The following is a 25,511-nucleotide window of genomic DNA, read 5'->3' on the forward strand; positions in this document are numbered from 1 at the left end:
GAATATACAGATCATGCAAGATAAATTAATTCTGGCTTTGGATCAAGGAACGACTTCTTCCAGAGCCATTGTATTCAATCATAAAGGAGGAATTGTTAGTATTTCTCAAAAACCGTTTAAACAAATTTTTCCAAAACCGGGATGGGTCGAACATGATCCAAACGAAATCTGGTCTTCACAAGTTAGTGATGCTGCTGAGGTTATCGCAAAAGTTGGGATTACTGGTCGCGAAATTGCCGCAATTGGAATCACAAATCAAAGGGAAACGACTATTGTTTGGGATCGCGAAACTAGCGAACCTATATATAATGCTATTGTCTGGCAAGATCGCAGAACGGCAAAATATTGTGATGAACTGAAAGCACAAGGTCACACGGAAATGATTCAGAAGAAAACCGGATTAATTCTGGATGCTTATTTTTCCGGAACTAAAGTAAAATGGATTTTGGATAATGTTGCCGGAGCACGCGAAAAAGCGGAACAAGGAAAACTTTGCTTTGGAACTGTAGATACTTGGTTAATTTGGAAATTAACCCGAAGTAAATTGTTTATGACGGATGTTTCTAATGCCAGCAGAACTTTATTATTCAACATTAATACTTTAGATTGGGACGATGAATTATTAGCATTATTTGATATTCCGCGTGCGATGTTGCCTGAAGTAAAAGAAAGCAGTGCTATTTATGGCGAAACGAGCACTACTCTATTTTCGACAAAAATTCCAATTAGCGGAGTTGCGGGAGATCAGCAAGCTGCACTTTTTGGTCAGTTGTGTACCAATTCAGGAATGGTTAAAAATACTTATGGAACTGGTTGCTTTATGTTGATGAATACGGGTGAAAAACCTATTTTTTCTACAAACAACTTATTGACGACAATTGCCTGGAAAATCAACGGAAAAACGACTTATGCTTTAGAAGGAAGTGTTTTTGTTGGCGGCGCAGCAGTACAATGGTTAAGAGACGGTGCCAAAATAATCAACTCATCTGACGAAATCGAAACTCTCGCTGCGAGCGTTCCAGATAATGGCGGAGTGTATTTTGTTCCTGCTTTAACCGGATTAGGAGCACCATATTGGGATCAATATGCAAGAGGCGCAATCGTAGGAATCACGAGAGGTACAACAAATGCACATATTGCGAGAGCAACTTTAGAAGGAATCGCTTATCAGGTAAACGACTTGCTGAAAGCCATGGAAGCTGATTTTGGAAATAAAGGCATAGAATTAAGAGTAGACGGTGGCGCTGCGGGAAATAATTTATTAATGCAATTTCAATCGGATATATTTGGGTCTGATGTTACAAGACCTACTACATTAGAAACTACAGCTTTAGGCGCCGCATATTTGGCAGGACTTGCTGTGGGTTATTGGTCAAGCTTAGACGATCTTAAAGAACAATGGTCTATTGACAAAGTATTTTCTCCTAAAATGGATCAGGTAAAAGTAAATAAACTTGTCAAAAATTGGGACAGAGCCGTTGGCCGAGCATCTAATTGGATTGAAGAATAGATTTTAGCAATTAACAAAACATCAAGACATGACTCCATTTATAGCCGAAATTCTGGGTACAATGATAATGATTCTATTAGGGAATGGCGTTGTTGCAAACGTCGTACTTAAAGACACTAAAGGAAACAATTCAGGTTGGATTGTTATTACAACAGCTTGGGCATTTGCCGTTTTTGTGGGCGTGACTATTGCCGGCCCAATTAGCGGTGCACATTTAAATCCTATTGTTACGCTTGGTTTAGCCTTGATTGGGAAATTTAATTGGAGTTTAGTTCCGTCTTATATTTTTGCCCAAATGATTGGATCAATGTCAGGCGCTTTTTTAGTGTGGTTATCTCATAAAGATCATTTTGCCGCAACAGAAGATGAAGGCGCAAAACTTGCTTGTTTCTCTACATCGCCGGCAATCAAGAACAATATATCAAATTTAATTAGCGAAGTAATTGCAACTTTCGTTTTAATTTTTTCCATTTTTTATATCGCCGGACCAACTTTGCAAATCGCAACAGATAGTACGGCAACAATTGGTTTAGGAACTATTGGAGCTCTTCCGGTAGCAATCGTTGTGTGGGTAATTGGTTTGTCTTTGGGCGGAACTACGGGTTATGCCATAAATCCGGCAAGAGATTTAGGTCCGAGAATCATGCACGCTATTTTACCTATAAAAGGAAGCAGTAATTGGACTTATGCCTGGATTCCAGTTCTTGGTCCAATTCTTGGTTCTGGTTTAGCGGCTGCACTTTATCTGGTGCTTAATTAAGATTTTACATATTGTGGGCTCGCGTGCAATGTCATTAAGTTAAACTTTTAGAAATAAAATTAATCTCGCAAAGTCTCAAAGCCGCAAAGTTTTTTTTAATTGGCTCCAGCTTTAGCAGGAGGCTATTCAATAAATTTAGTACTCAAAAAATAACGTTTCTATGCAACAAAATCTAAATCAAATTATCTTAAAAAAACTTAATTTAATGAGATTTGGTTCGCGTGAGGGATAGAAGCTGGCTACCGAAGTAGCGTGGATAGCCCGACAGCATCCTGATAAGAGGGCGTATATGCGCAAAGTAAGTTTGCCCTCATGTCAGGATGGTGGCACGCCCTGATGATAAAATTTTACATTCTTTTAAAACCAATTTCTTTAAGCTACAAAAACTTAAGTGTATCTTTATCAAATCTTTAAAAACTTTAATAAAGATAATTCGGGACTTTTAAAAAATAAATATTATTTTTATACTAATTATATAGACTTTGTCAGGTTAGTATTTTTATCGTTATTTCAATTAACAAAAAATTAACATGACATTTGTATATACAACTATTAAAAGTTATACATTTGTACATACAAATTATACACTTACAACTATGACAATTGAAGAGGTTATAAAAAGTACAGTTAAGATGGATAATGCGAAAAAAGTTATTCTGAATATCATGTACACGCAAAATGTGATTCAGGATCATTTCAACGAGTTGATAAAACCGTATGATTTATCCGGAGAACAATATAATGTGTTACGTATACTAAGAGGACAAAAAGGAAATCCTGCTAATATGTGTGTAATACAGGAACGTATGCTGGCAAAAACAAGTAACACAACCCGATTGGTAGACAAATTATTACTGAAGGATTTTGTAACTCGAAATGTTTGCCCGGGAAATCGACGAAAAATTGAAGTTCTAATCACTCAAAAAGGATTGGATGTTTTAAAAGAATTAGACCCGAAAGTAGATGAACACGAACGTTTGTTCGCCGAGAATATAAGTAAAGAAGAATTAGAATTATTAAATCAGTTATTAGAAAAATACAGAACCAATAAATAAATTTAAATTATGAGTACATTATTAGAAAATTTAAACTGGAGATATGCAACGAAAAAATTTGATGCTACCAAAAAAATATCTGCAGAGGATTTAAATACTTTAAAAGAAGCTGTTAGATTAAGTGCTTCTTCATACGGATTACAACCTTACAAGGTTATTATTGTTGAGAATCCAGAAATCAGAGAGCAATTAAAAGCTGCTGGTTACGGACAAACTCAAATTACAGATGCTTCTCAATTATTCATTTTTGCTAATGACTTAAACGCTGGAGCTGAATCTGTAGATGCTTACATTCAAGATATTAGCGAAACAAGAGGTGTTCCTGTTGATGCTTTGGGTGGATTTGCTGACATGATGAAAGGTACTATCGCTAACTTATCTCAAGAGGCTAAAAACATCTGGACTGCAAAACAAACTTATATTGCTTTAGGTACTTTATTGGCTGCTGCTGCTGAATTAAAAATCGATGCAACTCCAATGGAAGGTTTCAATCCTGCTGCATTCAACGAAATCTTAGGTTTTGACAAATTAGGTCTAAACGCTTCTGTTATTGCAACTGTAGGTTACAGACATGATGAGGACGAATCTCAACATTACAAAAAAGTTAGAAAATCACACGAGAATTTATTTATCACTATATAATTATTATTAATCCACAATCAATTTTAACAACATGAAAAATTTAAAAACAATTGCAATAGCATTATTCGTAGCAGCGGCTAGTATCTCAGTAAATGCTCAAACTAAAAAAATCGACGTAAAAGCATCTACTATTAAATGGGTAGGTAAAAAAGTAACTGGAGAGCACTCTGGAACTGTAAACTTCAAAGAAGGAGCTGTAGTTTTCAAAGGAAAAAAATTATCTGGTGGTTCTTTCACTGTTGATATGACTTCATTAACTTCTACTGATTTAACTGGAGAATACCAAGGAAAATTGAATGGTCACTTAAAAGCTGACGATTTCTTTGGAACTGACAAATTCCCAACTGCAAAATTAGTTTTCAAAACTATCGGAGCTAAAGCAACTGACGTTTATACTGTAACTGCTGATTTAACTATCAAAGGAATCACTAAACCGGTAACTTTTGACATCACTGTAGCTGGAAACACTGCAACTACTGCTTTCAAAGTTGACAGAACTAAATATGATATCAAATACAACTCTGGTAACTTCTTCGAAAACTTAGGAGACAAAACTATCAATGACGATTTCGAATTAACTGTAGCTTTAAAATTCTAATATTTTAAACAGTAGAATTCTTAATATTATAAGAAAAACCCCAATGGTTCAAAACTATTGGGGTTTCTTTTTACATTATTTTCAAAAAAATAACATTCTTAATATTTAGATAACACTTTCGTAATAACAGACAGGACATTGATTAACATTGGGCTTCTACTTTTGGACTGATTAAAAAAATCCGAAAAATAGAATCAAAATCATCGTTATGAAAACAAAAATACGTATTGCTATTATCACTTTACTGAGCACTTTTTGTCTACAAGCACAACAACAACCAAAAGGAATTATTGGCAGCTCAAACTGGATGAATAATTGGACTAATTTTAAACCTGCAAATACAGAATATAGCGAAGCTACAAACATAATTGCTGGAACTATTGACAAAGATATGAGGTTAACAAAACGAAATACTTATCAATTAGTTGGTGTAGTATATGTTACTAATAACGCCGTTTTGACAATAGAACCGGGAACTATTATTCGCGGAGACGATAAAACCTGCGGAACGCTTGTAATTACAAACGGAGCAAAAATTGTAGCAGAAGGTCTTGAAACAGATCCAATCGTTTTTACTTCAAACAAAGAAATTACAGAAAGAAGACCTGGTGACTGGGGTGGAATCATCATTTTAGGTAAAGCGCCAATAAATACAATTGGTGGTATTCACATTCTTCCTTTTGATTTGGAACCAATGCTAAATCACTACGGAGGTCAGGATGCCGAAGATAATTCAGGAATTTTAAAATATGTGAGAATTGAATATGCCGGAAGAAAATTAAGCTCACTAAAAGAACTTAACGGACTTTCGTTAGCCGGAGTTGGAAGAAAAACAGTTTTGAGCAATATCCAAATTAGTTTTTCAAATGATGATTCTTTCGAAAGTTATGGTGGAGATCTAGTTATGAATAACTTAGTTTCTTATAGAACTACAGATGATGATTTCGATTTTACACAAGGAGTTCAATGTAATATAAGCAACAGTATTGCAATTCGTCACCCATTTTCATCAGATGTTTCGGGTTCAAGATGTTTTGAAGTTGATTCATATGATAAAATTGAAAATACCGATATGACTAAAAAATTAACCAAAATTAATGCAAGTAACATTACTTTGGTAAATTTAGAAGAGAACAATCAAGGGCTTGTGAGGGAATCTGTTCATATTAGAGAAAACACTTTCTTTAATTTAACAAATAGTATAATTTCAGGCTTTACTCCTTTTGTTATATTAGAATCAAATATTGGAGACGGACAAGCGAATTTATCTAAAATAACATTCAAAAATCTAATCGTTAACAATTGCAACGGAGGAATTACAAGTGAAGCAAGTGGCGGAAATCCAGCAATTCAAAAATATTATGGCGATCCTGCATTATTGATAGATTATACTACAATGAAAAATATTGAATTGTTTGCAACGCCAAATATCAAAGGAAATCCAGACTTTAGAATCAACCAAAACAATACACTTGCAATTGGAAATTAAAGGATTAAAAACGACTTGTTATTTGAAATTTAACAAATTTTAGGATTTAGAAAAGTTTTTTTTAAATTTTATGTATTCTAATTCAAATTACATTTATATATTTGTCACATCAAAAGAAAAGTAAAAAACAACTTTTGCAGATATGAAAACATTAATGAACAATACTTGGTGGTGGAAGAATTTACGTCAAACGTCGTGAACAAAGCTTCCTATGGTATTGTAAAACTATAAATATAAAAAGGCTTGTCATCACGACAAGCCTTTTTTTTTGGTCCAAATTCAAGCGAAAACATAATTAAAAATTAAAAACAACATACTTTGAAACCTTTTATACTCAACACAAACTACAAACAAATTCTGGCAGATACGATTACGCCAGTAAGTATATATTTTAAAATAAGAGATAAATTCCCAAATAGTTTATTACTGGAAAGTAGTGATTATCACGGAAATGACAACAGTTTCTCTTACGTTTGCTGCAACCCGATTGCGACAATCAAAATCGAAAACGAAATAATATCAAAAACTTTTCCTGACGGAACAACAGAACAAATTGCTATTGATGCAAACACAAATATTCCCGAAGTAATTCAGGAGTTTTCAAGTCAGTTTAAATCGGAGAAAAATGACTTTAAATTCATCAATAATGGTTTATTTGGATACATTTCTTATGATGCTGTTCGTTATTTCGAAAAAGTTTCGATTGCAAAAAAAGACAGCGCAACTTTAATTCCAGATGTTTTTTATGCGGTTTATCAAAACATCATTGCGATTAATCACTTTAAAAACGAAGCTTACATTTTCTGTCATAGTGTTGACGGAAAAAACAATATCTCGGAAATTGAACAATTATTACAATCAAGAAATATTGCTTCATATAAATTTACCAAAGAAGGCGAAGGTTTCTCAAACTTAACCGATGAAGAATTTAAACACAATGTGGCTTTAGCCAAAAAACACTGTTTCCGCGGAGACGTATTTCAATTGGTTTTATCACGTCGTTTTACACAAGGTTTCAAAGGCGACGAATTTAATGTTTACCGTGCTTTAAGAAGCATTAATCCATCTCCTTATTTATTCTTTTTTGACTATGGAGATTTCAAAATATTTGGGTCTTCGCCCGAAGCACAAATTATCGTAAAAAACAGAAAAGCAGAAATTCATCCAATCGCAGGAACCTTCAAAAGAACCGGAAATGACGAACGCGATGCGGTTTTAGCCAAAGAACTTTCGGAGGATAAAAAAGAAAACAGCGAACACGTTATGTTAGTTGACTTAGCCAGAAATGATTTAAGCAGAAACGGACACGATGTGAATGTGGAAAAATACAGAGAAGTTCAGTTTTTCTCTCACGTAATTCACTTAGTTTCAAAAGTTACAGGTCATTTACATGAAAAAGCTACAACAATGCAAGTTGTTGCAGATACTTTTCCAGCTGGAACTTTGAGCGGCGCACCAAAACACAGAGCGATGCAATTGATTGAAGATTATGAAAAAACAAATCGTAATTTCTACGGTGGCGCAATTGGCTTCATGGATTTTGAAGGAAACTTTAATCACGCAATTATGATTCGAACTTTCCTGAGTAAAAATCATCAATTACATTGTCAGGCCGGAGCAGGAATCGTAGCAAGTTCTGATGAAGAAAGCGAAATGCAGGAAGTTTACAATAAATTAAGAGCATTGAATACAGCGCTTGAAATGGCGGAGAAAATTTAGTTTCAAGTTTTTTAGTTTCAGGTTTCAAGTTGTTGGAACGTGAAACTTGAAACCTGAAACAAAACAAACCATAAAAACTAAAAACCATAAAACCCTATGAAAAATTTAATTGTTATTGCTTTCGCTTTCGTTCTTTTAATATCATGTGAATCTAAGAAAGAATCAAACGCACTTCCGTTAACAGGAACCTGGCGTCTGATATCAGCAGAAACGACAGAAAAAGATTCAACATTCTCGACTTTCAACCCAAAGACAAAAATGATTAAAATTATAAATGATACTCATTTTGCTTTTTTCAACCATGATTTGAATAACGGAAAAGACAGTGCAGCAGTTTTCTTTGGCGGAGGCGGAAAATATACTTTGAAAGACAGTGTTTATACTGAGAATCTGGAATTCTTCAACAATCGTCAATGGGAAAATGGAAAATTTGAGTTTGTAGTAAAAATTAAAAATGATACTCTAACTCAAAAGGGAATCGAAAAAGTAGAAAAATTAGGAATCGACCGAATTATTACAGAAAAATACGTTCGAGAAAAATAAAATTTAGTTTCAAGTTTTCTTTGTTTCACGTTTCAAGTTGTTGGAATCTGAAACGTGAAACAAAGAAAACCTGAAACCTGAAACAAAAAAACACAATGAAAAAAATATTAGTTATAGACAATTACGATAGTTTCACTTATAATTTAGTGCACTATTTAGAGGATTTAAATTGCGAAGTTACAGTTTATAGAAACGACGAATTTGATATTGACGAAATCGCTTCTTTCGATAAAATATTACTTTCTCCAGGTCCTGGAATTCCGGATGAAGCAGGTTTATTAAAAGCTGTAATAGCAAAATATGCACCAACAAAAAGCATTCTAGGGGTTTGTTTAGGACAACAAGCGATTGGAGAAGTTTTTGGAGGAACGCTTTCAAATCTTGATAAAGTATATCACGGAGTTGCAACGAATGTAAAAACTGTAGTTTCAGATGAGATTTTGTTCGAAGGTTTAGGCAATGAATTCGAAGTTGGACGTTACCATTCTTGGGTTGTTGATGCCAATTTGCCAGATGTTCTTGAAGCGACTTCAATTGACGAAAACGGGCAAATTATGTCACTAAGACACAAAACTTTTGATGTAAGAGGCGTTCAGTTTCATCCGGAAAGTGTGCTTACGCCAAAAGGAAAATTGATTTTAGAAAATTGGATCAATAGCTAGTTTACAGTTATAGTATTCAGTCTCAGAAAAAACCTTAGCAACTCAGAATCTTAGCAACTTAGAACCTTAAAAATGATAACTATTTCAGAAACTAAAGAAATCAATCTTGAAGACATATTGGTTTTATACAAAGCAAACGAATGGAGTTCAGCCAATAAACCAAACGAATTATATAACGGTCTTTTGAATTCAGAAACTTTAATCACCGCTTGGGAAGATAAGAAATTAGTCGGTCTTGGCAATGCGATTTCTGATGGATTCTTAACGGTTTATTATCCACATTTATTGGTGCTTCCGGAATATCAGGGAAAAGGAATTGGAAAATTGATTATGGATAAAATGCAGGAGAAATACCGTCACTTTCATATGCAAATGTTAACCGCCGACGGAAGATCTGTTGATTTCTATAAGAAAAACGGATTTGAAAGAGCCGGAAAAACAGAACCAATGTGGATTTATCAGGGAAATGAACATTAAAAAAGTAAACAGTCGCAGTTTACAATCTTAGCAACTTAGAGTCTCAGCAACTCAGAACCTTAGAATAAAACAAATGAAAAATATACTAAATAAATTAATCAACCACGAAGTGCTTTCAAAAGAAGAAGCCAAAGATGTATTGATTAATATTTCAAGCGGACAATATAATCCAAGTCAGATTTCGGCATTTTTGACCGTATTTATGATGCGAAGTATTACAATTGAAGAACTTTCGGGGTTTCGCGAAGCTTTATTAGATTTATGCATTCGTGTAGATTTATCAGCTTACAATACTATCGATTTATGCGGAACCGGCGGTGATGGAAAAGACACTTTCAATATCTCGACTTTAGCATCATTTATTTCGGCTGGAGCAGGAATAAAAGTAGCCAAACACGGAAATTACGGTGTTTCTTCGATTTCAGGATCGAGTAACGTAATGGAAAAAATGGGAATCAAATTCAGCAATGATCCTTCGTTTTTAGAAAATTGTATTGACAAAGCCGGAATTTGCGTTTTGCACGCTCCCCTATTTCACCCGGCGATGAAAAACGTTGGACCAATTCGTAAAGAATTAGCAGTAAAAACATTCTTTAATATGTTGGGACCAATGGTAAATCCATCATTTCCACAAAATCAATTGGTTGGAGTTTTCAATCTTGAATTGGCGAGAATGTATGCTTATTTATATCAAAATACGGATATCAATTTCACGATTTTACATTCGCTTGACGGATATGACGAAATCTCTTTAACAGGTCCAACCAAAACGATTACATCACACATGGAAGGAATGTTGAAACCGGAAGATTTTGGCGTTCGTCTTTTATCTCAAAGCGAAATCGAAGGCGGAAAAACCATCGAAGAATCGGCTGATATGTTTATCAATATTCTATCAGGAAAAGGAAACGAAGCACAAAATAATGTGGTTTGCGCAAATGCTGCAATGGCAATCGCAACGGTTACAAAATGTTCTCCGCTGGAAGGATTCGAAATAGCAAAAGAAAGCTTATTCTCTGGAAATGGATTAAAAGCACTCAAAAAACTACAAGAGTTATCTCTTTAAAATTAAAAACTTAGTACCTCAGTACCTTAGAAACTTAGCACCTTAAAAATGAATATTTTAGATAAAATAATATTTGACAAACAAAGAGAAGTCGTTCTTAAAAAATCGATCATTCCGGTTTCGCAATTGGAAAGTTCAGTATTTTTTGGAAGAGAAACCATTTCTTTAAGTCAAAAACTAAGAACAAGCTCAACTGGAATTATTGCAGAACACAAACGTCGTTCTCCTTCAAAATCAGTAATCAATCATAGTTTTACTGTTGAAGAAGTAGTTAAAGGCTATGAAAATGCAGGCGCTTGCGGAATTTCTGTTTTAACCGATGGAAAATATTTTGGAGGTTCACTTGACGATTTACTTTTGGCTAGAGCTTCAGTAAATATTCCGCTATTGCGAAAAGAATTTATTGTTGACGAATATCAAATTTTGGAAGCCAAAGCTTTTGGTGCCGATTTGATTTTACTAATTGCAGCGGTTCTAACTCGCGAAGAAATCAAGTCATTATCTGAATTTGCAAAGAAATTAGGATTAGAAGTTTTGTTAGAAGTTCACAATCAGGAAGAATTAGAAAAATCGATTATGCCAACTCTAGACATGATTGGTGTAAACAATCGAAATCTAAAAACCTTCGAAGTAAGTTTAGATTTCAGTAAACAATTGGCATCGCAAATTCCGGATGATTTTGTAAAAGTTTCAGAAAGCGGAATTTCATCCATCGAAGCTATTTCTGAACTTAGACCTTACGGTTACAGCGGCTTTTTAATTGGAGAAAACTTCATGAAAACAGACAACGCCGGAAAAGCCGCAACAGAATTTATTAAAAGCTTATAGTAAACACAAATTTCACAAATTAGCACGAATAAAAATTAATAAAAAACTTTGTGTCTTAGAGCCTTCGCGGCAAATTAAAACACAAAGCTTTGCGAACTTAGCGTTTATAAGCCCAATCAAAATAAAAAAACTTAGCGCCTTTGCGGTTAAAAACACGCAAGCTAAAAAAACACAATACAATGAAACTCAAAATATGCGGCATGAAATATCCTGATAATATCCTCGAAGTAGGCGCACTCCTACCCGATTATATGGGATTTATTTTCTGGGAAAAATCCGCTCGATATTTTAACGGAACAATTCCGGAATTAATCGGAACAATCAAAAAAGTAGGTGTTTTTGTAAATCAAAGTCAGGAAGAAATTCTGGAAAAAGTTGCAAAACACAACTTACAAGCTGTTCAATTACACGGAAATGAATCTGTTGAATTTTTATCAGAATTAAAAAAACAATTGCCAAAGAAAATCGAAATCATCAAAGTATTTTCTGCCGATGAAAATTTTGATTTCGAAGTTATAAAACCATTCGAATCGGTTTGTGATTTCTTTATGTTTGACACCAAAGGAAAATTACCCGGCGGAAACGGAACCACATTTGACTGGACGATACTAAAAAAATACAAGTCTGACAAACCCTTCTTTTTAAGCGGCGGAATCGGAATCAACGAATTAAAAGCTATCGAAGAGATTTCAAAAACAAATCTTCCTATTTATGCTGTCGATATAAATAGTAAATTTGAAATCGAACCTGGGCTAAAAAACAAAAATCTATTTAGCAATTTCAAACGCAAATTTGATGTTGCCAACTTTTAAAATTGGAATAAAATGAATTTTAACGTTAACGAAAAAGGATATTACGGAGAATTTGGAGGAGCTTACATTCCTGAAATGTTATATCCAAATGTAGAAGAATTACGTCAAAACTATTTAAAAATAACAAGCGAACCAGATTTTAAAGCAGAATTTGACCAATTGTTAAAAGATTACGTTGGACGCCCAAGTCCGCTATATTTTGCAAAGCGTTTATCTGATAAATACAATACCAAAATCTACTTAAAAAGAGAAGATTTAAACCATACCGGAGCTCACAAAGTAAACAATACTATTGGGCAAATATTGGTAGCAAAACGTTTAGGTAAAAAACGAATTATTGCCGAAACCGGAGCTGGTCAACACGGTGTCGCAACTGCAACAGTTTGCGCACTTATGGGATTGGAATGTATCGTGTATATGGGCGAAATCGACATTGCGCGTCAGGCACCAAACGTAGCTCGTATGAAAATGTTGGGCGCTGAGGTTCGTCCCGCACTTTCGGGTTCAAGAACTTTAAAAGATGCTACAAACGAAGCAATTAGAGACTGGATTAATAATCCGGTTGATACACATTATATTATTGGATCTGCGATTGGACCGCATCCTTATCCGGATATGGTAACACGTTTTCAAAGCATAATTTCCGAAGAAATTAAATGGCAGTTAAAAGAAAAAGAAGGACGTGAAAATCCTGATTATGTTGTCGCTTGTATTGGTGGTGGAAGTAATGCTGCAGGAACTTATTACCACTTTTTGCACGAGCCAGAAGTTGGAATTATTGCCGTAGAAGCAGCCGGAAAAGGCGTTGATAGTGGTCATAGTGCAGCAACAAGTAAATTAGGAAAAGTTGGTGTTATTCACGGTTGTAAAACCCTTTTAATGCAAACTCCTGACGGACAAATTACAGAGCCATATTCGATTTCTGCAGGTTTAGATTATCCCGGAGTTGGACCAATGCATGCACATTTGGCGCAAACTGGTCGTGGCGAATTTTTCTCTGTGACTGATGATGATGCCATGAATGCAGGTTTACAATTGACAAAACTAGAAGGAATTATCCCGGCTATCGAAAGTGCGCATGCTTTTGCGGTTTTAGATCAAAAGAAATTTAAACCAACAGATATTGTGGTTATAAGTCTTTCTGGACGTGGCGATAAAGATTTAGACAATTATATTGATTATTTTAAATTGTAATATAAATCGTAATTTGGGCGTTACCACCGAAAAAGGTGGTCGGGCTTTCGGCTAAATTCCCTATTAACAAAAACTACGGCTAAAAAGCCTTGTTTTTCTAAATCGGGAGATACCGCCTCAAACGAAGTTCACTGAACTCCATTAAAAAATAAGGTGACGTGAAGTAATCCCTAACGCAAAAAACAAATAACGAGAAAAATAGTAATTATGGAAAAATTATTCTCTTACGGAACATTAAGGTCGAAACAAATTCAAATGCAGATTTTTAATAAAGTTCTAACCGGAACTCCTGATCAGCTATTGGGTTACAAACTAAAAAGTCTCCAAATCGAAGAAGAATTTGGAATGGCAGATTACGTTGTAGCGGTACCAAGCGCAGATTCTTCAGACCCAATTCACGGTGTTGCTTTTAATATTTCGGCTTCGGATTTAGCCAAAGTTGATATATTCGAATCTAATGCTTATAAAAGAGTTCAGGTCGAGTTGAAATCCGGAACAGTTGCCTGGGTTTATATAGAAAATAAATAAAACTCAAAATGATTTTAGCAGCAGCACAAACAAAACCAAAACGTGGAGATATCGAAGCTAATTTATTAGATCATTATCATTTTATCGATTTGGCGATACAAAATGGAGCACAACTAATTGCATTTCCTGAATTGTCGATTACCGGTTATGAAAGAGAATATGCCCAAAAACTAGCTTTCAAAAAAGACGATTCAAGATTGGATCATTTAAAAAAACTAGCAGTAGAAAATAATATCATTATTGTTGCCGGCGCACCAATTCAAGTAGATTCAGAATTGTTTATTGGGGAATTTATAATTTCTCCTGATAATTCCGTTCAAATCTATACCAAGCAATTTTTGCATGAAGGTGAAGACGAGTTTTTCCAATCTTCATTCGATTATAATCCGATGTTGACAATTGAAAATCAAAAAATTTCGTTTGCCATTTGTGCTGATATTGACAATCCGTTGCATCCTGAAAATGCCCGCAAAAGAGAAACCAATATTTATATTGCCAGTATTTTCTTTTCACCAAACGGAATTCCGAATGCTTACAGAGATTTACAGAGTTATGCACAAAAACATGAAATGAATGTTTTGATGTCGAATTTCAGTGGTGAATCGTGGGGATCTCCTTCGGCAGGGCAAAGTGCTTTCTGGAATAACAAAGGCGAATTGGTTGCTCAAATGAATGATTCAGATTCCGGATTATTACTGATTGAAAGTCAAAATGATAATTGGACAAGTAAAATTATTATCGATTAGCAAAGATTCCTGCAAGGTTTCCAACACCTTGTAGGTATAAATAAATTACTTAAAAATAAAATACCTAACAGATTTTAAAAACATGTTAGGATAAAAATAAAAATGATGAACAGAATAACTCAAAAATTACAAGAAGATAAAAAGATACTTTCGATTTATTTTTCGGCTGGATATCCTAATTTGAATGATACGGTTCAAATCATTCAGGATTTAGAAAAAAATGGTGTTGATTTAATCGAAATTGGTTTGCCTTTTAGTGATCCTTTGGCCGATGGACCAACTATTCAGGCAAGTTCTACACAAGCGCTTCATAACGGAATGACAACTCAAATTCTTTTTGATCAGCTGAAGAACATCCGCGAAAGCGTAAAGATTCCGTTGATTATTATGGGATATTTCAATCCAGTGTTACAATACGGAGTTGAAGCATTCTGTAAAAAATGCGCCGAAATTGGTATCGACGGATTAATTATTCCTGATTTACCAGTTGATGTTTATGCAGACGAATACAAAGCGATTTTCGAAAAATATGGTTTAATAAATGTATTCCTGATTACGCCACAAACTTCTGACGAACGTATTCGTTTTATCGACAGCGTTTCAAACGGATTCATTTATATGGTAAGTTCTGCAAGTGTTACGGGTTCTCAATCTGGCTTTGGAAATACTCAGGAAAGTTATTTCGAAAGAATTGCAAACATGAATCTGAAAAACCCACAAATTGTAGGTTTCGGAATTTCGAATAAAGAAACTTTTAATCAGGCAACCAAATTTGCAAAAGGTGCCATTATTGGAAGTGCTTTTATCAAACATTTAAGCGAAAATGCTTCTGGAAAAATTAGTGAATTTGTTGGGGAGATTAGATAATATTTATATAAAATGCAATAAAAAAAAGCTATCTAGACTTTAGATAACTTTTTTTTATTGTATCTATTTTTATTACATTCGTTCATAACAGAGCATCAATTGCAAACATATAAATTATGAGAAAAAAACACAAAAATCAATTATTTAATCTGATCACTGAAAAAGGTTATTCTCCATATGATTTCACGCTTGATGATACTACAGAAGCAAAAACAACAATTTTTTATAAAAATACCCCATTCTATTTTATCGTGCGAAATTCTGCCGAAAGTTATGACGAATTTGATTATTGCTTTGTAAGATATGCACCTGAGTTTCCTGTCTCCGAGCTTTTTCCTCCACAAGGTTGGACCTCTTTTGAGTCAGTTCTTGAAATGTTTAACATTTGGATTATAAATGATATTAAAGAATTTGAATCAGATGAATTCGAACCAGATTTATGGTCAGAATATAAGAACGGTAATACTTCTCTAAATTTTAATGAAATTGACTTTAATGATAAATCAAATTTTACAGAATCAGAAAGAAAGCAAGTTTCAATGGCAATTAATGAATTAAAATTATTAATCAATAAAAAGTTCAACACCATTGAATCAGAACAAATCCTTGTAAATGAAAGATTAGACTATCTAATAGAATCTTCCAATAAACTTAATAAATTTGATTGGAAAAGCTTGGTAATATCTACAATTATTGGAATTGCAACTACCTTAACGCTTGATGTTGAAAAAGGAAAATTACTATATGAATTATTCCGACAAGTTTTTACAAATGTTCGCAATATAGGGCAGTAATCTTTCACTACATAATTTTCTAAAAGCAACAATTTTAACATAAAACACCGAAACTATTTTATGTTAATATTATGTTAAAACAAAATTAAACGACTGTTTAATTTAAACACTTGTTTAATTTTGTACCCGATTAGAAACAATACCATGTCAAACATCGAATTAAACGATAAAAAAATTCAGATTCTTGAAGTTGCGGAAACGCTATTTTCTGAAAAAGGATTTGAAGGAACATCGATACGGGATATCTCAAAACATGCCAAGATCAATATTGCCATGGTTTCGTATTACTTTGGTTCAAAAGAAAGACTTCTTGAGGCTTTAATTCTTTACAAAACTTCTGATTTAAAACTACAACTAGAAAATTTATTGCAAGAAAATCTAGAACCTGTAGAAAAAGTCAATAAATTAATCGAAATTTACGTTAATAGAATCTGCCTTAACAAAGGGATTTACAGAGTCTTACATTTTGAGCTTAATGCTAAAAAGAGAGAAAAAAGCATGATTGCTTTTACGGAATTAAAAAAAGGAAATCTAAAATCGCTTGAGAGCATTATTACTCAAGGTCAGGAAAAAGGTGTTTTTAGAAAGGATATTATAATTCCACTTATCACGCCTACGATTATTGGAACTTTTTTTCATTTTCATATGAATCGATCTTTCTTCGAAGAATTATTGGATTTAAAAACAGAAGAAATGTTTAACAATTACATTAAAACCAGTCTTACAAAGCACATTCAACAAACTATAAAAGCGCTACTTGTTTATGAAAATTAGTCAATTAATGCTCTTTGGAGTTTTCTTTATCGGAATATCTTCAGTAGAAGCACAAGAAAAAACAAGTTTAACCTTAGACGAAGCCGTTAAATTGGCCTGGGAAAAAAGTAACGAAGTTACGCTTGCCAGCACTAAGGTAAACACAAAAAAGTACGAATTACAATCGGTAAAAAACAATCAATATCCTGATATTAAGGTTTCCGGACAATATCAACGCCTTACAAAAGCATCTATTGATATGCCAAATCAGGGAGAAAATGCATCTCTTGCATCTCCTGACAGAGCAATGCTTGGTATGGCAAATTTAAGCTTGCCTCTTTTTGCAGGATTTAAAATCCAAAATAGCATTGAAGCTTATGATAACTTATATGAAGCTGAAAGTGCAAATGCATCTAAAACTAAAGAAGACGTAGCTTTAAGAGTAATTACGTATTATACTGCGTTATACAAAGCTCAAAAAACTTTGGATGTTTTAAATGAAAATCAAAAAAGCGCTAAACAACGTGTTACTGATTTTACAGAATTAGAGAAAAACGGAATTATCCCAAGAAATGATTTATTGAAATCACAATTATTAGTTTCAAAAACGCAATTATCTATTGATGAAGCTACTAATAACTTAAATAATATCAACTTCTATCTGACTACTTTATTAAAGTTGGATCCAAGTACAAAACTTCAGGTTAATGAAGAGGATTTCTTTAATTTGAAAACCAGCAATGCACCAACATCTGACGCTTTAGCTTTGCAAAATAGAAAAGATTTAGAGGCTATTCGTTTCCAACAAAAAGCTTCAGAAGCAAATATTAGAGTTGCAAAAGCTGCTTATTATCCTACTTTAGCATTACTTGGTGGTTATACTGCTTTAGATCTTAAAGACATTATTACTGTAAAATATGCGATGAACTTTGGGTTAGGTTTAACTTATGACATCTCTGGAATTTACAAAAATAGTGCTCACGTAAGAGAAGCTGAAAGCAGAGCTTTGGAGGTTAAAAATACAGAAGCTGTAATGACAGACCGTATTAAAGTTGAGGTTCAAAAATCTATTGAAGATTATGACTTGGCTATTAACCAAAGTGTTGTTTATGATGAAGCACTTCAACAAGCATCTGAAAATTACAGACTTGTAAAAGATAAGTTTGACAACGGTTTGGCAGATACTAATGACTTAGTTGAAGCTGATGTTGAACAACTAAGTGCTAAAATTAATACTGCTGTATCTAAAGCAACCATTATTCAAAAATATTACGAATTACTATCCGTATCAGGACAATTATCACAATCATTCAATCTTTCTAAAATATAATCGATAGCTCTCATGGAAAAGAAAAAAACAAATACTAAATTCATCATTATACTAACCGTTTTGGTTTTAGTGGGCGGAACTTACGGAATAACAAAGTACATGCACTCTTTAGCTCACGAAGAAACGGATGATGCTCAAATTGAGAAAAAAATGAATCCAATTATTCCTAGAGTATCTGGATATATTAGTAAGGTATACGTAAAAGATAATGACTTTGTAAAAAAAGGAGATACTTTATTTACTATCGATAAAAGAGATTACCAATTAAAAATCGACGAAGCTAATGCTGCTTTATTAGGTGCTGAAGGTCAATACGAAGCTGCAAAAGCTGATATTGGAAGCGCAAATGCAAGTATTTCTGTTTCTGATGCTCAAATGAAATCTGCAACTGGTTCTATCGAAAGTGCTAAAATTAGATTAAGACAAATTACAAACGATTACAACCGTTACAACAATTTGTATAAAACTCATACGATTACAAAACAACAATATGAGCAGGCTTTATCTTCAAAAGAAGAAGCTGAAAACCAAGTTCGCGTTTTAGAACAACAACAAAGAGCAAGTTCTTATCAAAAATCAGTAATTGAATCTAAATCAAAAGCTTCTGATAAACAAACTGAAGTTGCTGCTGCAAATATCAAAAAAGCAAAAACAATGCTTGATGTTGCACATTTAAATCTTAGCTATACTGTAGTTACTGCTGCAATTGATGGTCAGGTTTCTAAAGTAGATATTCAACCAGGACAATTAGTTCAACCAGGACAATCTTTATTTTATATCATCAATAATAATGAAGCTTGGGTTGTTGCAAACTTTAAAGAAACACAATTAAACAAAATGATTGTTGGACAAAAAGTAAGCTTAAAAGTTGATGCATATCCAAACTACGAATTCAAAGGAATCGTAACTTCATTTTCTCCTGCAACTGGATCTCGTTTTTCATTATTACCTCCTGATAATGCAACTGGAAACTTCGTAAAAACGATCCAAAGATTACCAGTAAAAATTAGTTTAGATGAATCTAACGATCCTGAAAAAGTAAAATTATTACGTCCGGGAATGAATGTTGATGTAGATGTACATTTAAAATAAAATATGGCAACAGCAGTACAAGCAGATGACGATTTAGTAGAATACGGTTATAGACGTGTAATCATTACGATTACTGCAGTACTTTGTGCACTGTTAGAAATTGTAGATACCACGATTGTAAACGTAGCTCTAACAGACATGCGAGGTAGCCTTGGTGCTACTTTAACTGATGTGGCTTGGGTAATTACAGCATACGCAATTGCGAATGTTATTGTAATTCCGATGACGAGTTGGCTATCACAACAATTTGGTAGACGTAATTATTTTGTGGCTTCGATCATCATATTTACAGTCTGTTCCTTTTTATGTGGTAATGCCAGTAATATTTGGGAACTGGTAGCTTTTAGGTTTGTTCAGGGTATGGGCGGTGGCGCATTACTGGTAACTGCACAAACTATTATTACCGAAAGTTATCCAATAGCAAAACGTGGTATGGCGCAAGCTATCTACGGAATGGGTGTAATTGTTGGTCCAACTTTAGGTCCGCCTTTGGGAGGATATTTAGTAGATAATTATTCTTGGCCTTATATTTTCTATATCAATATTCCATTGGGAATTATTGCAACTATTTTGGCGCTAACTTTTGTAAGAAGTCCAAAATATGGTGAGAAATTAAAAGCAAATCAGGTTGACTGGTGGGGAATTATATTATTAGCCGCTTTTATTGGATCACTTCAATTCGTTCTGGAACACGGACAACAAGACGATTGGTTTAATGATTCACTTATTGTAACTCTAAGTGTTGTTACGGTTCTTGGATTAATTTTATTTGTTTGGAGAGAGCTTACTTATAAACATCCAATTGTAAATTTAAGTGTTCTAAAAGATGGAAATTTAAGAATTGGTACTGTAATGTGTTTCATTCTTGGTTTTGGTCTTTATGGATCGACGTTAATTATCCCAATCTACACGCAATCTATTTTAGGATGGACAGCAACAGATGCCGGATTATTATTGATTCCTGGTTCGATTACAACGGCGATTATGATGCCATTTGTAGGTAATATGATTCAAAAAGGAGTTCCGCAAGGATATATGGTTGGAGTTGGATTTTTAGTTTTCTTCTTCTTTACCTTTATGATGCAAACTCGTATGACACCGGATACTGGTGTTGAACATATGTACTGGCCTTTAATCTTAAGAGGAATTGGTTTAGGATTGCTATTTGTACCTATTACAACACTTTCGCTTTCGACCTTAAAAGGAAAACACATTGGTGAAGGAGCTGCTTTTACGGGAATGATGAGACAATTAGGTGGTTCATTTGGTATTGCGATTATTACCACTTTTATCACTCGTTTAAGTCAGGAACACAGAGTAAACTTATTGACCAATTTAGATCCTGCAAAATTCGATGTTCAGCAACGTATTGCAGGAATGCAAAGAGCTTTTATGTCTAAAGGATATAGCGCCGATGTTGCACTGAAAAAAGCTTATCAGGCACTGGAATATTCAGTAATGAAACAAAGTACAGTAATGGCCTATATGGATATTTTTATGTACTTAGGAATTATGTTCCTATGTTGTATACCAATTATTCTTTTAATTAAAAAAGGAAAAAACAAGATTAATCCTGCTGATGCAATGCATTAATAATAATTGATTTATAATACGAAAAAGCCGAACTATTTATTTAGTTCGGCTTTTTTATTTTATGAATGAAAATTAGAAATATAATGATCTATGATAATCCGAAGGGATTGAAATCCCGCTTACAATATTTTGGACTCAGAAGGGATTAAAATTCCGCCAATACAATATTTTCAAACCTGAAGAAAATGTAAATCTTCCTTGTAACATCTCTAATCTGAAGGGATTGAAATCCCTCCCTACAATATGCCCCGAATCTCCGAATCTCTACTAAAAAACTTAGTACCTCAGTCCCGAGGCTTCGGGATAGAACCTCAGAACCTTAAAAAAAACCTCTGAACCTTTGTCCCTTTGTCCCTTTGAACCTTTGAACCTTTGAACCTTTTTCAAAAAAAACCTATCTCGTAAACACCAAATGATTTCCTTTAGAAAGATTCGAATCAAATTGATATCCTTCATAATTGAAACCTTTTAAATCATCAATTGTTTCAGCATTTGTATCAATGATATAACGAACCATCATTCCTCTTGCTTTTTTAGCGAAGAAACTGATCATTTTAAGTTTTCCGTCTTTGTAATCTTTAAAGTCCGGCGTAATTACAGGAACTTTTAAAGCCTTTACATCTACAGCCGAAAAATATTCGTTACTGGCAAGATTTACGAACAACTCCCCTTTTGCCAATTCTTTATTTAATGCTTTGGTAACTGTTGGTTTCCAGAATTCGTGCAGATTTTTATATTCCCCAACAGGCAATTTTGTTCCCATTTCTAAACGATACGCCTGCATTAAATCAAGAGGTTTCAAGATGCCGTAAAGTCCGGATAAAATTCGGAGTTTGCTTTGCAGCACTTCTAATTTTTCGACAGGAATTGTATAAGCGTCTAAACCTGTGTATACATCTCCATCAAAAGTATAAATTGCTGGACGTGCATTTTCTGGAGAAAAAGGTGTTTTCCATTCTTGATTTCTTTTCCAGTTTAAATCAGCTAATTTATCTGAGATAGACATTAATTCAGATAATTCAGTAGGTTTTTTAGGTTTTAGAACTTTATGAACCAAGCGTGCTTCTTTTAAAAAAGCTGGTTCTGTATATTGAGTTGTTGGTAATTCTTTTTCGAAATTTAAAGACTTCGCCGGCGATATAACAATTTTCATGTGTGCGTTTTTATAGAATTCAAAAATACAAATTGAATTTTTAAAAATAAGAGATCGGAATTGATTTGTTTGATATTGTTATAACAGCAACATATCAAAAAAAAAGCTCTATCGTAGCAAAATATTTATAGAATTCAATAATCGATATATTTTTAAACCCCAGAGGGGTTATATATTTTATTCGAAAAACAAAAAAAAAGATATCACTCCAATGGAGCTTTAATCAAAATCTATAAAAAAAACTATAAATATTTTGCTCCGCTGGAGCTTTTCTTCATTTAAATATAATTTTATTAAAAATTGATATCACAAATTAAGAATTTCTATAAAAAAGTCTCCTTTACATTATAATAGGCATTTTCTATGTTGTAAATTTGCAGACGTTTCATTCTCTTCAAGAATAGAAATGTATTATTTAAAATTAGTGAATTCGTGGCTATACAAACAAACTATAAAGCAGCTTTACAAAATAAAATCTTCGAAATTATTTCGCAAGCATCTCAAGAATTAAACGTTGACAGTTATGTAATTGGCGGTTTTGTTCGTGATTTGCTTTTAAACCGAGGTTCTAAAAAAGACATTGATGTTGTTGCAGTTGGTAGCGGTATCGAATTGGCACTTAAGGTTTCTGATTTATTACCTAAAAAACCTAAAGTTCAGGTTTTCAAAACTTACGGAACAGCAATGTTGCGTTTTGAAGATACTGATATTGAATTTGTTGGAGCCCGAAAAGAATCTTATAATTTTGAAAGCAGAAATCCAATTGTTGAAAACGGAACTCTTGAAGACGATCAAAATCGCCGTGATTTCACCATAAATGCTTTGGCATTATCGTTGAATGAAAAAACATTTGGAGAACTATCTGACCCTTTTGGCGGATTGACTGATCTTGAAAATAAAACCATCAAAACTCCTTTAGATCCAAGTATTACTTATTCTGATGATCCTTTGCGAATGCTTCGTGCAATTCGTTTTGCGAATCAATTAGGTTTTGAAATCGAGAAAAACTCACTTGATGCGATTACCAAAAATGCAGATCGAATCAAGATCATTTCCGGTGAAAGAATTGTTGATGAATTAAACAAAATCCTTTCGACAGATAAACCTTCTATCGGATTTTTACTTTTATATCAAACTGGACTTTTAGATATTATTTTACCTGAATTAACCGCTTTGAATCAGGTTGAAGAAATTGAAGGTCATACACATAAAAACAACTTTTATCACACATTAGAAGTTGTCGATAATATTTGCCCAAATACAGATGATGTTTGGTTACGTTGGTCAGCTTTATTGCATGATATTGGAAAAGCACCAACAAAACGTTTTACTAAAAAACAAGGCTGGACTTTTCACGGACATGAATTTCTAGGTGGAAAAATGGCTAAGAAAATATTCGAACGTTTACATATGCCATTAAATCACAAAATGAAATTTGTGCAAAAAATGGTCGTTATGAGTTCGCGTCCAATTGTTTTGGCGCAGGATATTGTAACTGACAGCGCGGTTCGTCGTTTGGTTTTTGATGCCGGAGAAGATGTTGAAGATTTAATGACATTGTGTGAAGCTGATATTACGACCAAAAATCCATCGAAATTCAAGAAATATCACAAAAACTTCGAAATCGTTCGCAAGAAAATTGTTGAAGTCGAAGAACGCGATCATGTACGTAATTTTCAACCGCCAATTTCCGGTGAAGAAATTATGGAAATGTTTGATTTGAAACCTTCACGTGAAATTGGAGTTTTGAAAGAAGCTGTAAAAGAAGCAATTTTAGAAGGTGATATCCCGAATGAATATCAGGCTGCTTATGATTTTGTAATTAAAAGAGCTGCAAAATTAAATCTAACGCTTAAAAAATGATAAAATTTTTTAAAATAGTTAATCTAATTATACTCTTAATAATAATTATTTATCCTAATGTCAAGTTTTCAAAAGAGCTAAAAAAAATTAAAAAAAATAATTTCAAGTATAAGTTAATATTTGCTTCAGTATCCATAATTATTCCATTTGGTATGCTTTTAATTATCGCAAATTTAATAATAAGTCATTTTTTAAGAAATTTAGTAAATCCGGATGTTTATTATAATCAATATACTTTTACATTTATAATACCTGCCATTATATTCCCTACAACGATTTTAGGAATATTATATTTTGCAAAATTCTATTTAAAAATAATTTCAAATACAAAAACAAAAAACGAAATCGAAATAATCGGAAAAGAATGAAAAAAGAGAATAAATCAGTAATCATTTGGTTACTATCAGGTTGTGTTTTATTATTTTTAATGGTTGTCGTGGGCGGAATTACCCGTTTGACCAATTCAGGTTTATCAATGACGGATTGGCATTTGGTAACAGATACTTTCCCGCCGTTGACAGAAGCAAAATGGAATGAAGCTTTCGAGCAATACAAGAAATTTCCGGAATATCAAAAAATCAATATTCACAATGACTTTCAATTAGCCGATTATAAATTTATTTATTTCTGGGAATGGTTTCACCGTTTTATAGGAAGAATTATTGGATTGGTTTTCTTTGTGCCTTTTGTTTATTTCTTAATCAGAAAAAAACTGGATCGCGATACAATCAAAAAATGTATCGTTCTATTGGCAATGGGAGCTTTTCAAGGTTTTCTGGGTTGGTTTATGGTTCGCAGCGGATTAATTGACAATCCGGATGTAAGTCACTTTAGACTTTCATTGCACCTTACTTTTGCATTTATCACTTTTGCTTATACTTTATGGGTTGCATTAGATTTAATATATCCAGAACGCAGCATTACAAAGGTAATTCCGCTTCGTAATATTGCCAGATTTGCATTGGTAGCTTTATTAATTCAAATTATTTATGGTGGTTTTGTTGCAGGTTTAAATGCCGGATTAATTCACAATCACTGGCCTTTAATGAGCGACGGACAATTTATACACGATTCTGTTTTTATCGAGCAATCAACTTTGGTTAAAAACTTAATCGAAGGAAAAAGTGGTGTTCAGTTTGTACATAGAACTTTTGCTTATGTCGTTGTAGCATTTATTCTTTTTCTATACTACAAAAGCACTAAATTTTCGCTTACAAGAAATCAATCACATGCCATAAAAACTCTGGTAGCTTTTGTTTTTATTCAATTTGCATTAGGCGTATTTACACTTTTATATAGCGTTCCGTTGGCTTTAGGATTAATTCACCAAATCATGGCTTTTTTCCTTTTGAGCGCAATGACATATACATTGCATAGATTGAGTAAATAATAAAAACTCTTGAAAATAAAAAAATCCTTCAATTGAAGGATTTTTTT

At 33.4% G+C, this 25,511-nt stretch carries 26 protein-coding genes; 25 read left to right on the forward strand and 1 reads right to left on the reverse strand.

Annotated elements, in window-relative coordinates; translation table 11 throughout:
• Positions 1 to 13: 13 nt before the first annotated feature.
• From glpK to CLU81_RS06315, 22 genes are all read left to right on the forward strand, one after another.
• Complete coding sequence (glpK, locus tag CLU81_RS06210; protein WP_099709035.1) at positions 14 to 1,510, forward strand: glycerol kinase GlpK; 1,497 nt, start codon at positions 14 to 16, stop codon at positions 1,508 to 1,510.
• Between the two features lie 28 nt (positions 1,511 to 1,538).
• Complete coding sequence (locus CLU81_RS06215; RefSeq protein ID WP_099709036.1) at positions 1,539 to 2,270, forward strand: MIP/aquaporin family protein; 732 nt, start codon at positions 1,539 to 1,541, stop codon at positions 2,268 to 2,270.
• Positions 2,271 to 2,866: 596 nt separating this feature from the next.
• Positions 2,867 to 3,325 carry a MarR family winged helix-turn-helix transcriptional regulator gene (locus tag CLU81_RS06220; RefSeq protein WP_099712686.1) on the forward strand — a complete coding sequence of 153 codons (459 nt, stop codon included), beginning with the start codon at positions 2,867 to 2,869 and terminating at the stop codon, positions 3,323 to 3,325.
• Positions 3,326 to 3,334: 9 nt separating this feature from the next.
• Positions 3,335 to 3,967: an NAD(P)H-dependent oxidoreductase gene (locus CLU81_RS06225; protein WP_099709037.1), complete on the forward strand. Its 633-nt coding sequence runs from the start codon at positions 3,335 to 3,337 to the stop codon at positions 3,965 to 3,967.
• Between the two features lie 31 nt (positions 3,968 to 3,998).
• Positions 3,999 to 4,565, forward strand: a complete 567-nt coding sequence (locus CLU81_RS06230) for a YceI family protein (protein WP_099709038.1) — start codon at positions 3,999 to 4,001, stop codon at positions 4,563 to 4,565.
• A gap of 208 nt (positions 4,566 to 4,773) precedes the next feature.
• Positions 4,774 to 6,054, forward strand: coding sequence for a hypothetical protein (locus tag CLU81_RS06235; RefSeq protein WP_099709039.1), 1,281 nt, complete (start codon positions 4,774 to 4,776; stop codon positions 6,052 to 6,054).
• Positions 6,055 to 6,372: 318 nt separating this feature from the next.
• Positions 6,373 to 7,773: an anthranilate synthase component I family protein gene (locus tag CLU81_RS06240; protein WP_099709040.1), complete on the forward strand. Its 1,401-nt coding sequence runs from the start codon at positions 6,373 to 6,375 to the stop codon at positions 7,771 to 7,773.
• A gap of 96 nt (positions 7,774 to 7,869) precedes the next feature.
• Positions 7,870 to 8,316 (forward strand): hypothetical protein, encoded by a 447-nt coding sequence (locus CLU81_RS06245; RefSeq protein WP_099709041.1) that lies wholly within the window; start codon positions 7,870 to 7,872, stop codon positions 8,314 to 8,316.
• Positions 8,317 to 8,411: 95 nt separating this feature from the next.
• Positions 8,412 to 8,978 carry an aminodeoxychorismate/anthranilate synthase component II gene (locus CLU81_RS06250; RefSeq protein ID WP_099709042.1) on the forward strand — a complete coding sequence of 189 codons (567 nt, stop codon included), beginning with the start codon at positions 8,412 to 8,414 and terminating at the stop codon, positions 8,976 to 8,978.
• Between the two features lie 72 nt (positions 8,979 to 9,050).
• Positions 9,051 to 9,455: a GNAT family N-acetyltransferase gene (locus tag CLU81_RS06255; RefSeq protein WP_099709043.1), complete on the forward strand. Its 405-nt coding sequence runs from the start codon at positions 9,051 to 9,053 to the stop codon at positions 9,453 to 9,455.
• A gap of 73 nt (positions 9,456 to 9,528) precedes the next feature.
• Entirely contained in the window at positions 9,529 to 10,521 is a 993-nt protein-coding gene (gene trpD / locus CLU81_RS06260; protein ID WP_099709044.1) for an anthranilate phosphoribosyltransferase, read from the forward strand.
• A 48-nt stretch (positions 10,522 to 10,569) separates the two neighbouring features.
• Entirely contained in the window at positions 10,570 to 11,349 is a 780-nt protein-coding gene (gene trpC, locus CLU81_RS06265; RefSeq protein ID WP_099709045.1) for an indole-3-glycerol phosphate synthase TrpC, read from the forward strand.
• A 179-nt stretch (positions 11,350 to 11,528) separates the two neighbouring features.
• Positions 11,529 to 12,161, forward strand: coding sequence for a phosphoribosylanthranilate isomerase (locus CLU81_RS06270; RefSeq protein WP_099709046.1), 633 nt, complete (start codon positions 11,529 to 11,531; stop codon positions 12,159 to 12,161).
• A 12-nt stretch (positions 12,162 to 12,173) separates the two neighbouring features.
• Entirely contained in the window at positions 12,174 to 13,355 is a 1,182-nt protein-coding gene (gene trpB, locus CLU81_RS06275; RefSeq protein WP_099709047.1) for a tryptophan synthase subunit beta, read from the forward strand.
• Positions 13,356 to 13,562: 207 nt separating this feature from the next.
• Complete coding sequence (locus CLU81_RS06280; protein WP_099709048.1) at positions 13,563 to 13,883, forward strand: gamma-glutamylcyclotransferase family protein; 321 nt, start codon at positions 13,563 to 13,565, stop codon at positions 13,881 to 13,883.
• Between the two features lie 8 nt (positions 13,884 to 13,891).
• Positions 13,892 to 14,629 (forward strand): carbon-nitrogen hydrolase family protein, encoded by a 738-nt coding sequence (locus tag CLU81_RS06285; RefSeq protein WP_099709049.1) that lies wholly within the window; start codon positions 13,892 to 13,894, stop codon positions 14,627 to 14,629.
• Between the two features lie 105 nt (positions 14,630 to 14,734).
• Entirely contained in the window at positions 14,735 to 15,496 is a 762-nt protein-coding gene (gene trpA, locus CLU81_RS06290; protein ID WP_099709050.1) for a tryptophan synthase subunit alpha, read from the forward strand.
• 116 nt (positions 15,497 to 15,612) lie between these two features.
• On the forward strand, positions 15,613 to 16,290 hold the full coding sequence (locus tag CLU81_RS06295; protein WP_099709051.1) for a hypothetical protein: 678 nt from the start codon (positions 15,613 to 15,615) through the stop codon (positions 16,288 to 16,290).
• Between the two features lie 144 nt (positions 16,291 to 16,434).
• Positions 16,435 to 17,064, forward strand: a complete 630-nt coding sequence (locus tag CLU81_RS06300) for a TetR/AcrR family transcriptional regulator (RefSeq protein ID WP_099709052.1) — start codon at positions 16,435 to 16,437, stop codon at positions 17,062 to 17,064.
• Positions 17,054 to 18,373: a TolC family protein gene (locus tag CLU81_RS06305; RefSeq protein ID WP_099709053.1), complete on the forward strand. Its 1,320-nt coding sequence runs from the start codon at positions 17,054 to 17,056 to the stop codon at positions 18,371 to 18,373. The genes CLU81_RS06300 and CLU81_RS06305 overlap by 11 nt, the downstream gene beginning before the upstream one ends.
• Positions 18,374 to 18,385: 12 nt before the next feature.
• Entirely contained in the window at positions 18,386 to 19,465 is a 1,080-nt protein-coding gene (locus CLU81_RS06310; RefSeq protein WP_099709054.1) for an HlyD family secretion protein, read from the forward strand.
• A gap of 3 nt (positions 19,466 to 19,468) precedes the next feature.
• The gene (locus tag CLU81_RS06315; protein ID WP_099709055.1) at positions 19,469 to 21,058 is read left to right on the forward strand and encodes an MDR family MFS transporter; all 1,590 of its coding nucleotides are present in this window, start codon (positions 19,469 to 19,471) and stop codon (positions 21,056 to 21,058) included.
• Positions 21,059 to 21,452: 394 nt separating this feature from the next.
• Here the strand turns inward: CLU81_RS06315 and yaaA are convergent, their stop codons facing one another.
• Complete coding sequence (gene yaaA, locus CLU81_RS06320) at positions 21,453 to 22,211, reverse strand: peroxide stress protein YaaA (RefSeq protein ID WP_099709056.1); 759 nt, start codon at positions 22,209 to 22,211, stop codon at positions 21,453 to 21,455.
• A gap of 432 nt (positions 22,212 to 22,643) precedes the next feature.
• On the opposite strand from yaaA, the gene CLU81_RS06325 reads away from it, so the two are divergent.
• From CLU81_RS06325 to CLU81_RS06335, 3 genes are read left to right on the forward strand one after another with little or no spacing between them, the layout of a single operon-like run.
• Positions 22,644 to 24,074 carry a CCA tRNA nucleotidyltransferase gene (locus CLU81_RS06325; protein ID WP_199174553.1) on the forward strand — a complete coding sequence of 477 codons (1,431 nt, stop codon included), beginning with the start codon at positions 22,644 to 22,646 and terminating at the stop codon, positions 24,072 to 24,074.
• Positions 24,071 to 24,442, forward strand: a complete 372-nt coding sequence (locus CLU81_RS26630; RefSeq protein WP_144444475.1) for a hypothetical protein — start codon at positions 24,071 to 24,073, stop codon at positions 24,440 to 24,442. The genes CLU81_RS06325 and CLU81_RS26630 overlap by 4 nt, the downstream gene beginning before the upstream one ends.
• Complete coding sequence (locus CLU81_RS06335) at positions 24,439 to 25,464, forward strand: COX15/CtaA family protein (RefSeq protein WP_099709058.1); 1,026 nt, start codon at positions 24,439 to 24,441, stop codon at positions 25,462 to 25,464. Before CLU81_RS26630 ends, CLU81_RS06335 begins: the two co-directional genes overlap by 4 nt.
• Positions 25,465 to 25,511: the final 47 nt, after the last annotated feature.

The sequence above is a fragment of the Flavobacterium sp. 9 genome (assembly GCF_002754195.1).
Classification (GTDB): domain Bacteria; phylum Bacteroidota; class Bacteroidia; order Flavobacteriales; family Flavobacteriaceae; genus Flavobacterium.

What these genes read in the sequence shown, in the direction of transcription:
- CLU81_RS06305 (WP_099709053.1), top strand. Translation starts at nt 17,054, where the DNA reads ATGAAAATTAGTCAATTAATGCTCTTTGGAGTTTTCTTTATCGGAATA.
- glpK (WP_099709035.1), top strand. Translation starts at nt 14, where the DNA reads ATGCAAGATAAATTAATTCTGGCTTTGGATCAAGGAACGACTTCTTCC.
- CLU81_RS26630 (WP_144444475.1), top strand. Translation starts at nt 24,071, where the DNA reads ATGATAAAATTTTTTAAAATAGTTAATCTAATTATACTCTTAATAATA.
- CLU81_RS06250 (WP_099709042.1), top strand. Translation starts at nt 8,412, where the DNA reads ATGAAAAAAATATTAGTTATAGACAATTACGATAGTTTCACTTATAAT.
- CLU81_RS06245 (WP_099709041.1), top strand. Translation starts at nt 7,870, where the DNA reads ATGAAAAATTTAATTGTTATTGCTTTCGCTTTCGTTCTTTTAATATCA.
- CLU81_RS06315 (WP_099709055.1), top strand. Translation starts at nt 19,469, where the DNA reads ATGGCAACAGCAGTACAAGCAGATGACGATTTAGTAGAATACGGTTAT.
- CLU81_RS06280 (WP_099709048.1), top strand. Translation starts at nt 13,563, where the DNA reads ATGGAAAAATTATTCTCTTACGGAACATTAAGGTCGAAACAAATTCAA.
- CLU81_RS06285 (WP_099709049.1), top strand. Translation starts at nt 13,892, where the DNA reads ATGATTTTAGCAGCAGCACAAACAAAACCAAAACGTGGAGATATCGAA.
- CLU81_RS06215 (WP_099709036.1), top strand. Translation starts at nt 1,539, where the DNA reads ATGACTCCATTTATAGCCGAAATTCTGGGTACAATGATAATGATTCTA.
- CLU81_RS06335 (WP_099709058.1), top strand. Translation starts at nt 24,439, where the DNA reads ATGAAAAAAGAGAATAAATCAGTAATCATTTGGTTACTATCAGGTTGT.
- CLU81_RS06235 (WP_099709039.1), top strand. Translation starts at nt 4,774, where the DNA reads ATGAAAACAAAAATACGTATTGCTATTATCACTTTACTGAGCACTTTT.
- yaaA (WP_099709056.1), bottom strand. Translation starts at nt 22,211, where the DNA reads ATGAAAATTGTTATATCGCCGGCGAAGTCTTTAAATTTCGAAAAAGAA.
- CLU81_RS06225 (WP_099709037.1), top strand. Translation starts at nt 3,335, where the DNA reads ATGAGTACATTATTAGAAAATTTAAACTGGAGATATGCAACGAAAAAA.
- CLU81_RS06270 (WP_099709046.1), top strand. Translation starts at nt 11,529, where the DNA reads ATGAAACTCAAAATATGCGGCATGAAATATCCTGATAATATCCTCGAA.
- CLU81_RS06300 (WP_099709052.1), top strand. Translation starts at nt 16,435, where the DNA reads ATGTCAAACATCGAATTAAACGATAAAAAAATTCAGATTCTTGAAGTT.
- trpC (WP_099709045.1), top strand. Translation starts at nt 10,570, where the DNA reads ATGAATATTTTAGATAAAATAATATTTGACAAACAAAGAGAAGTCGTT.
- trpA (WP_099709050.1), top strand. Translation starts at nt 14,735, where the DNA reads ATGAACAGAATAACTCAAAAATTACAAGAAGATAAAAAGATACTTTCG.
- CLU81_RS06295 (WP_099709051.1), top strand. Translation starts at nt 15,613, where the DNA reads ATGAGAAAAAAACACAAAAATCAATTATTTAATCTGATCACTGAAAAA.
- CLU81_RS06220 (WP_099712686.1), top strand. Translation starts at nt 2,867, where the DNA reads ATGACAATTGAAGAGGTTATAAAAAGTACAGTTAAGATGGATAATGCG.
- trpB (WP_099709047.1), top strand. Translation starts at nt 12,174, where the DNA reads ATGAATTTTAACGTTAACGAAAAAGGATATTACGGAGAATTTGGAGGA.
- trpD (WP_099709044.1), top strand. Translation starts at nt 9,529, where the DNA reads ATGAAAAATATACTAAATAAATTAATCAACCACGAAGTGCTTTCAAAA.
- CLU81_RS06230 (WP_099709038.1), top strand. Translation starts at nt 3,999, where the DNA reads ATGAAAAATTTAAAAACAATTGCAATAGCATTATTCGTAGCAGCGGCT.
- CLU81_RS06310 (WP_099709054.1), top strand. Translation starts at nt 18,386, where the DNA reads ATGGAAAAGAAAAAAACAAATACTAAATTCATCATTATACTAACCGTT.
- CLU81_RS06255 (WP_099709043.1), top strand. Translation starts at nt 9,051, where the DNA reads ATGATAACTATTTCAGAAACTAAAGAAATCAATCTTGAAGACATATTG.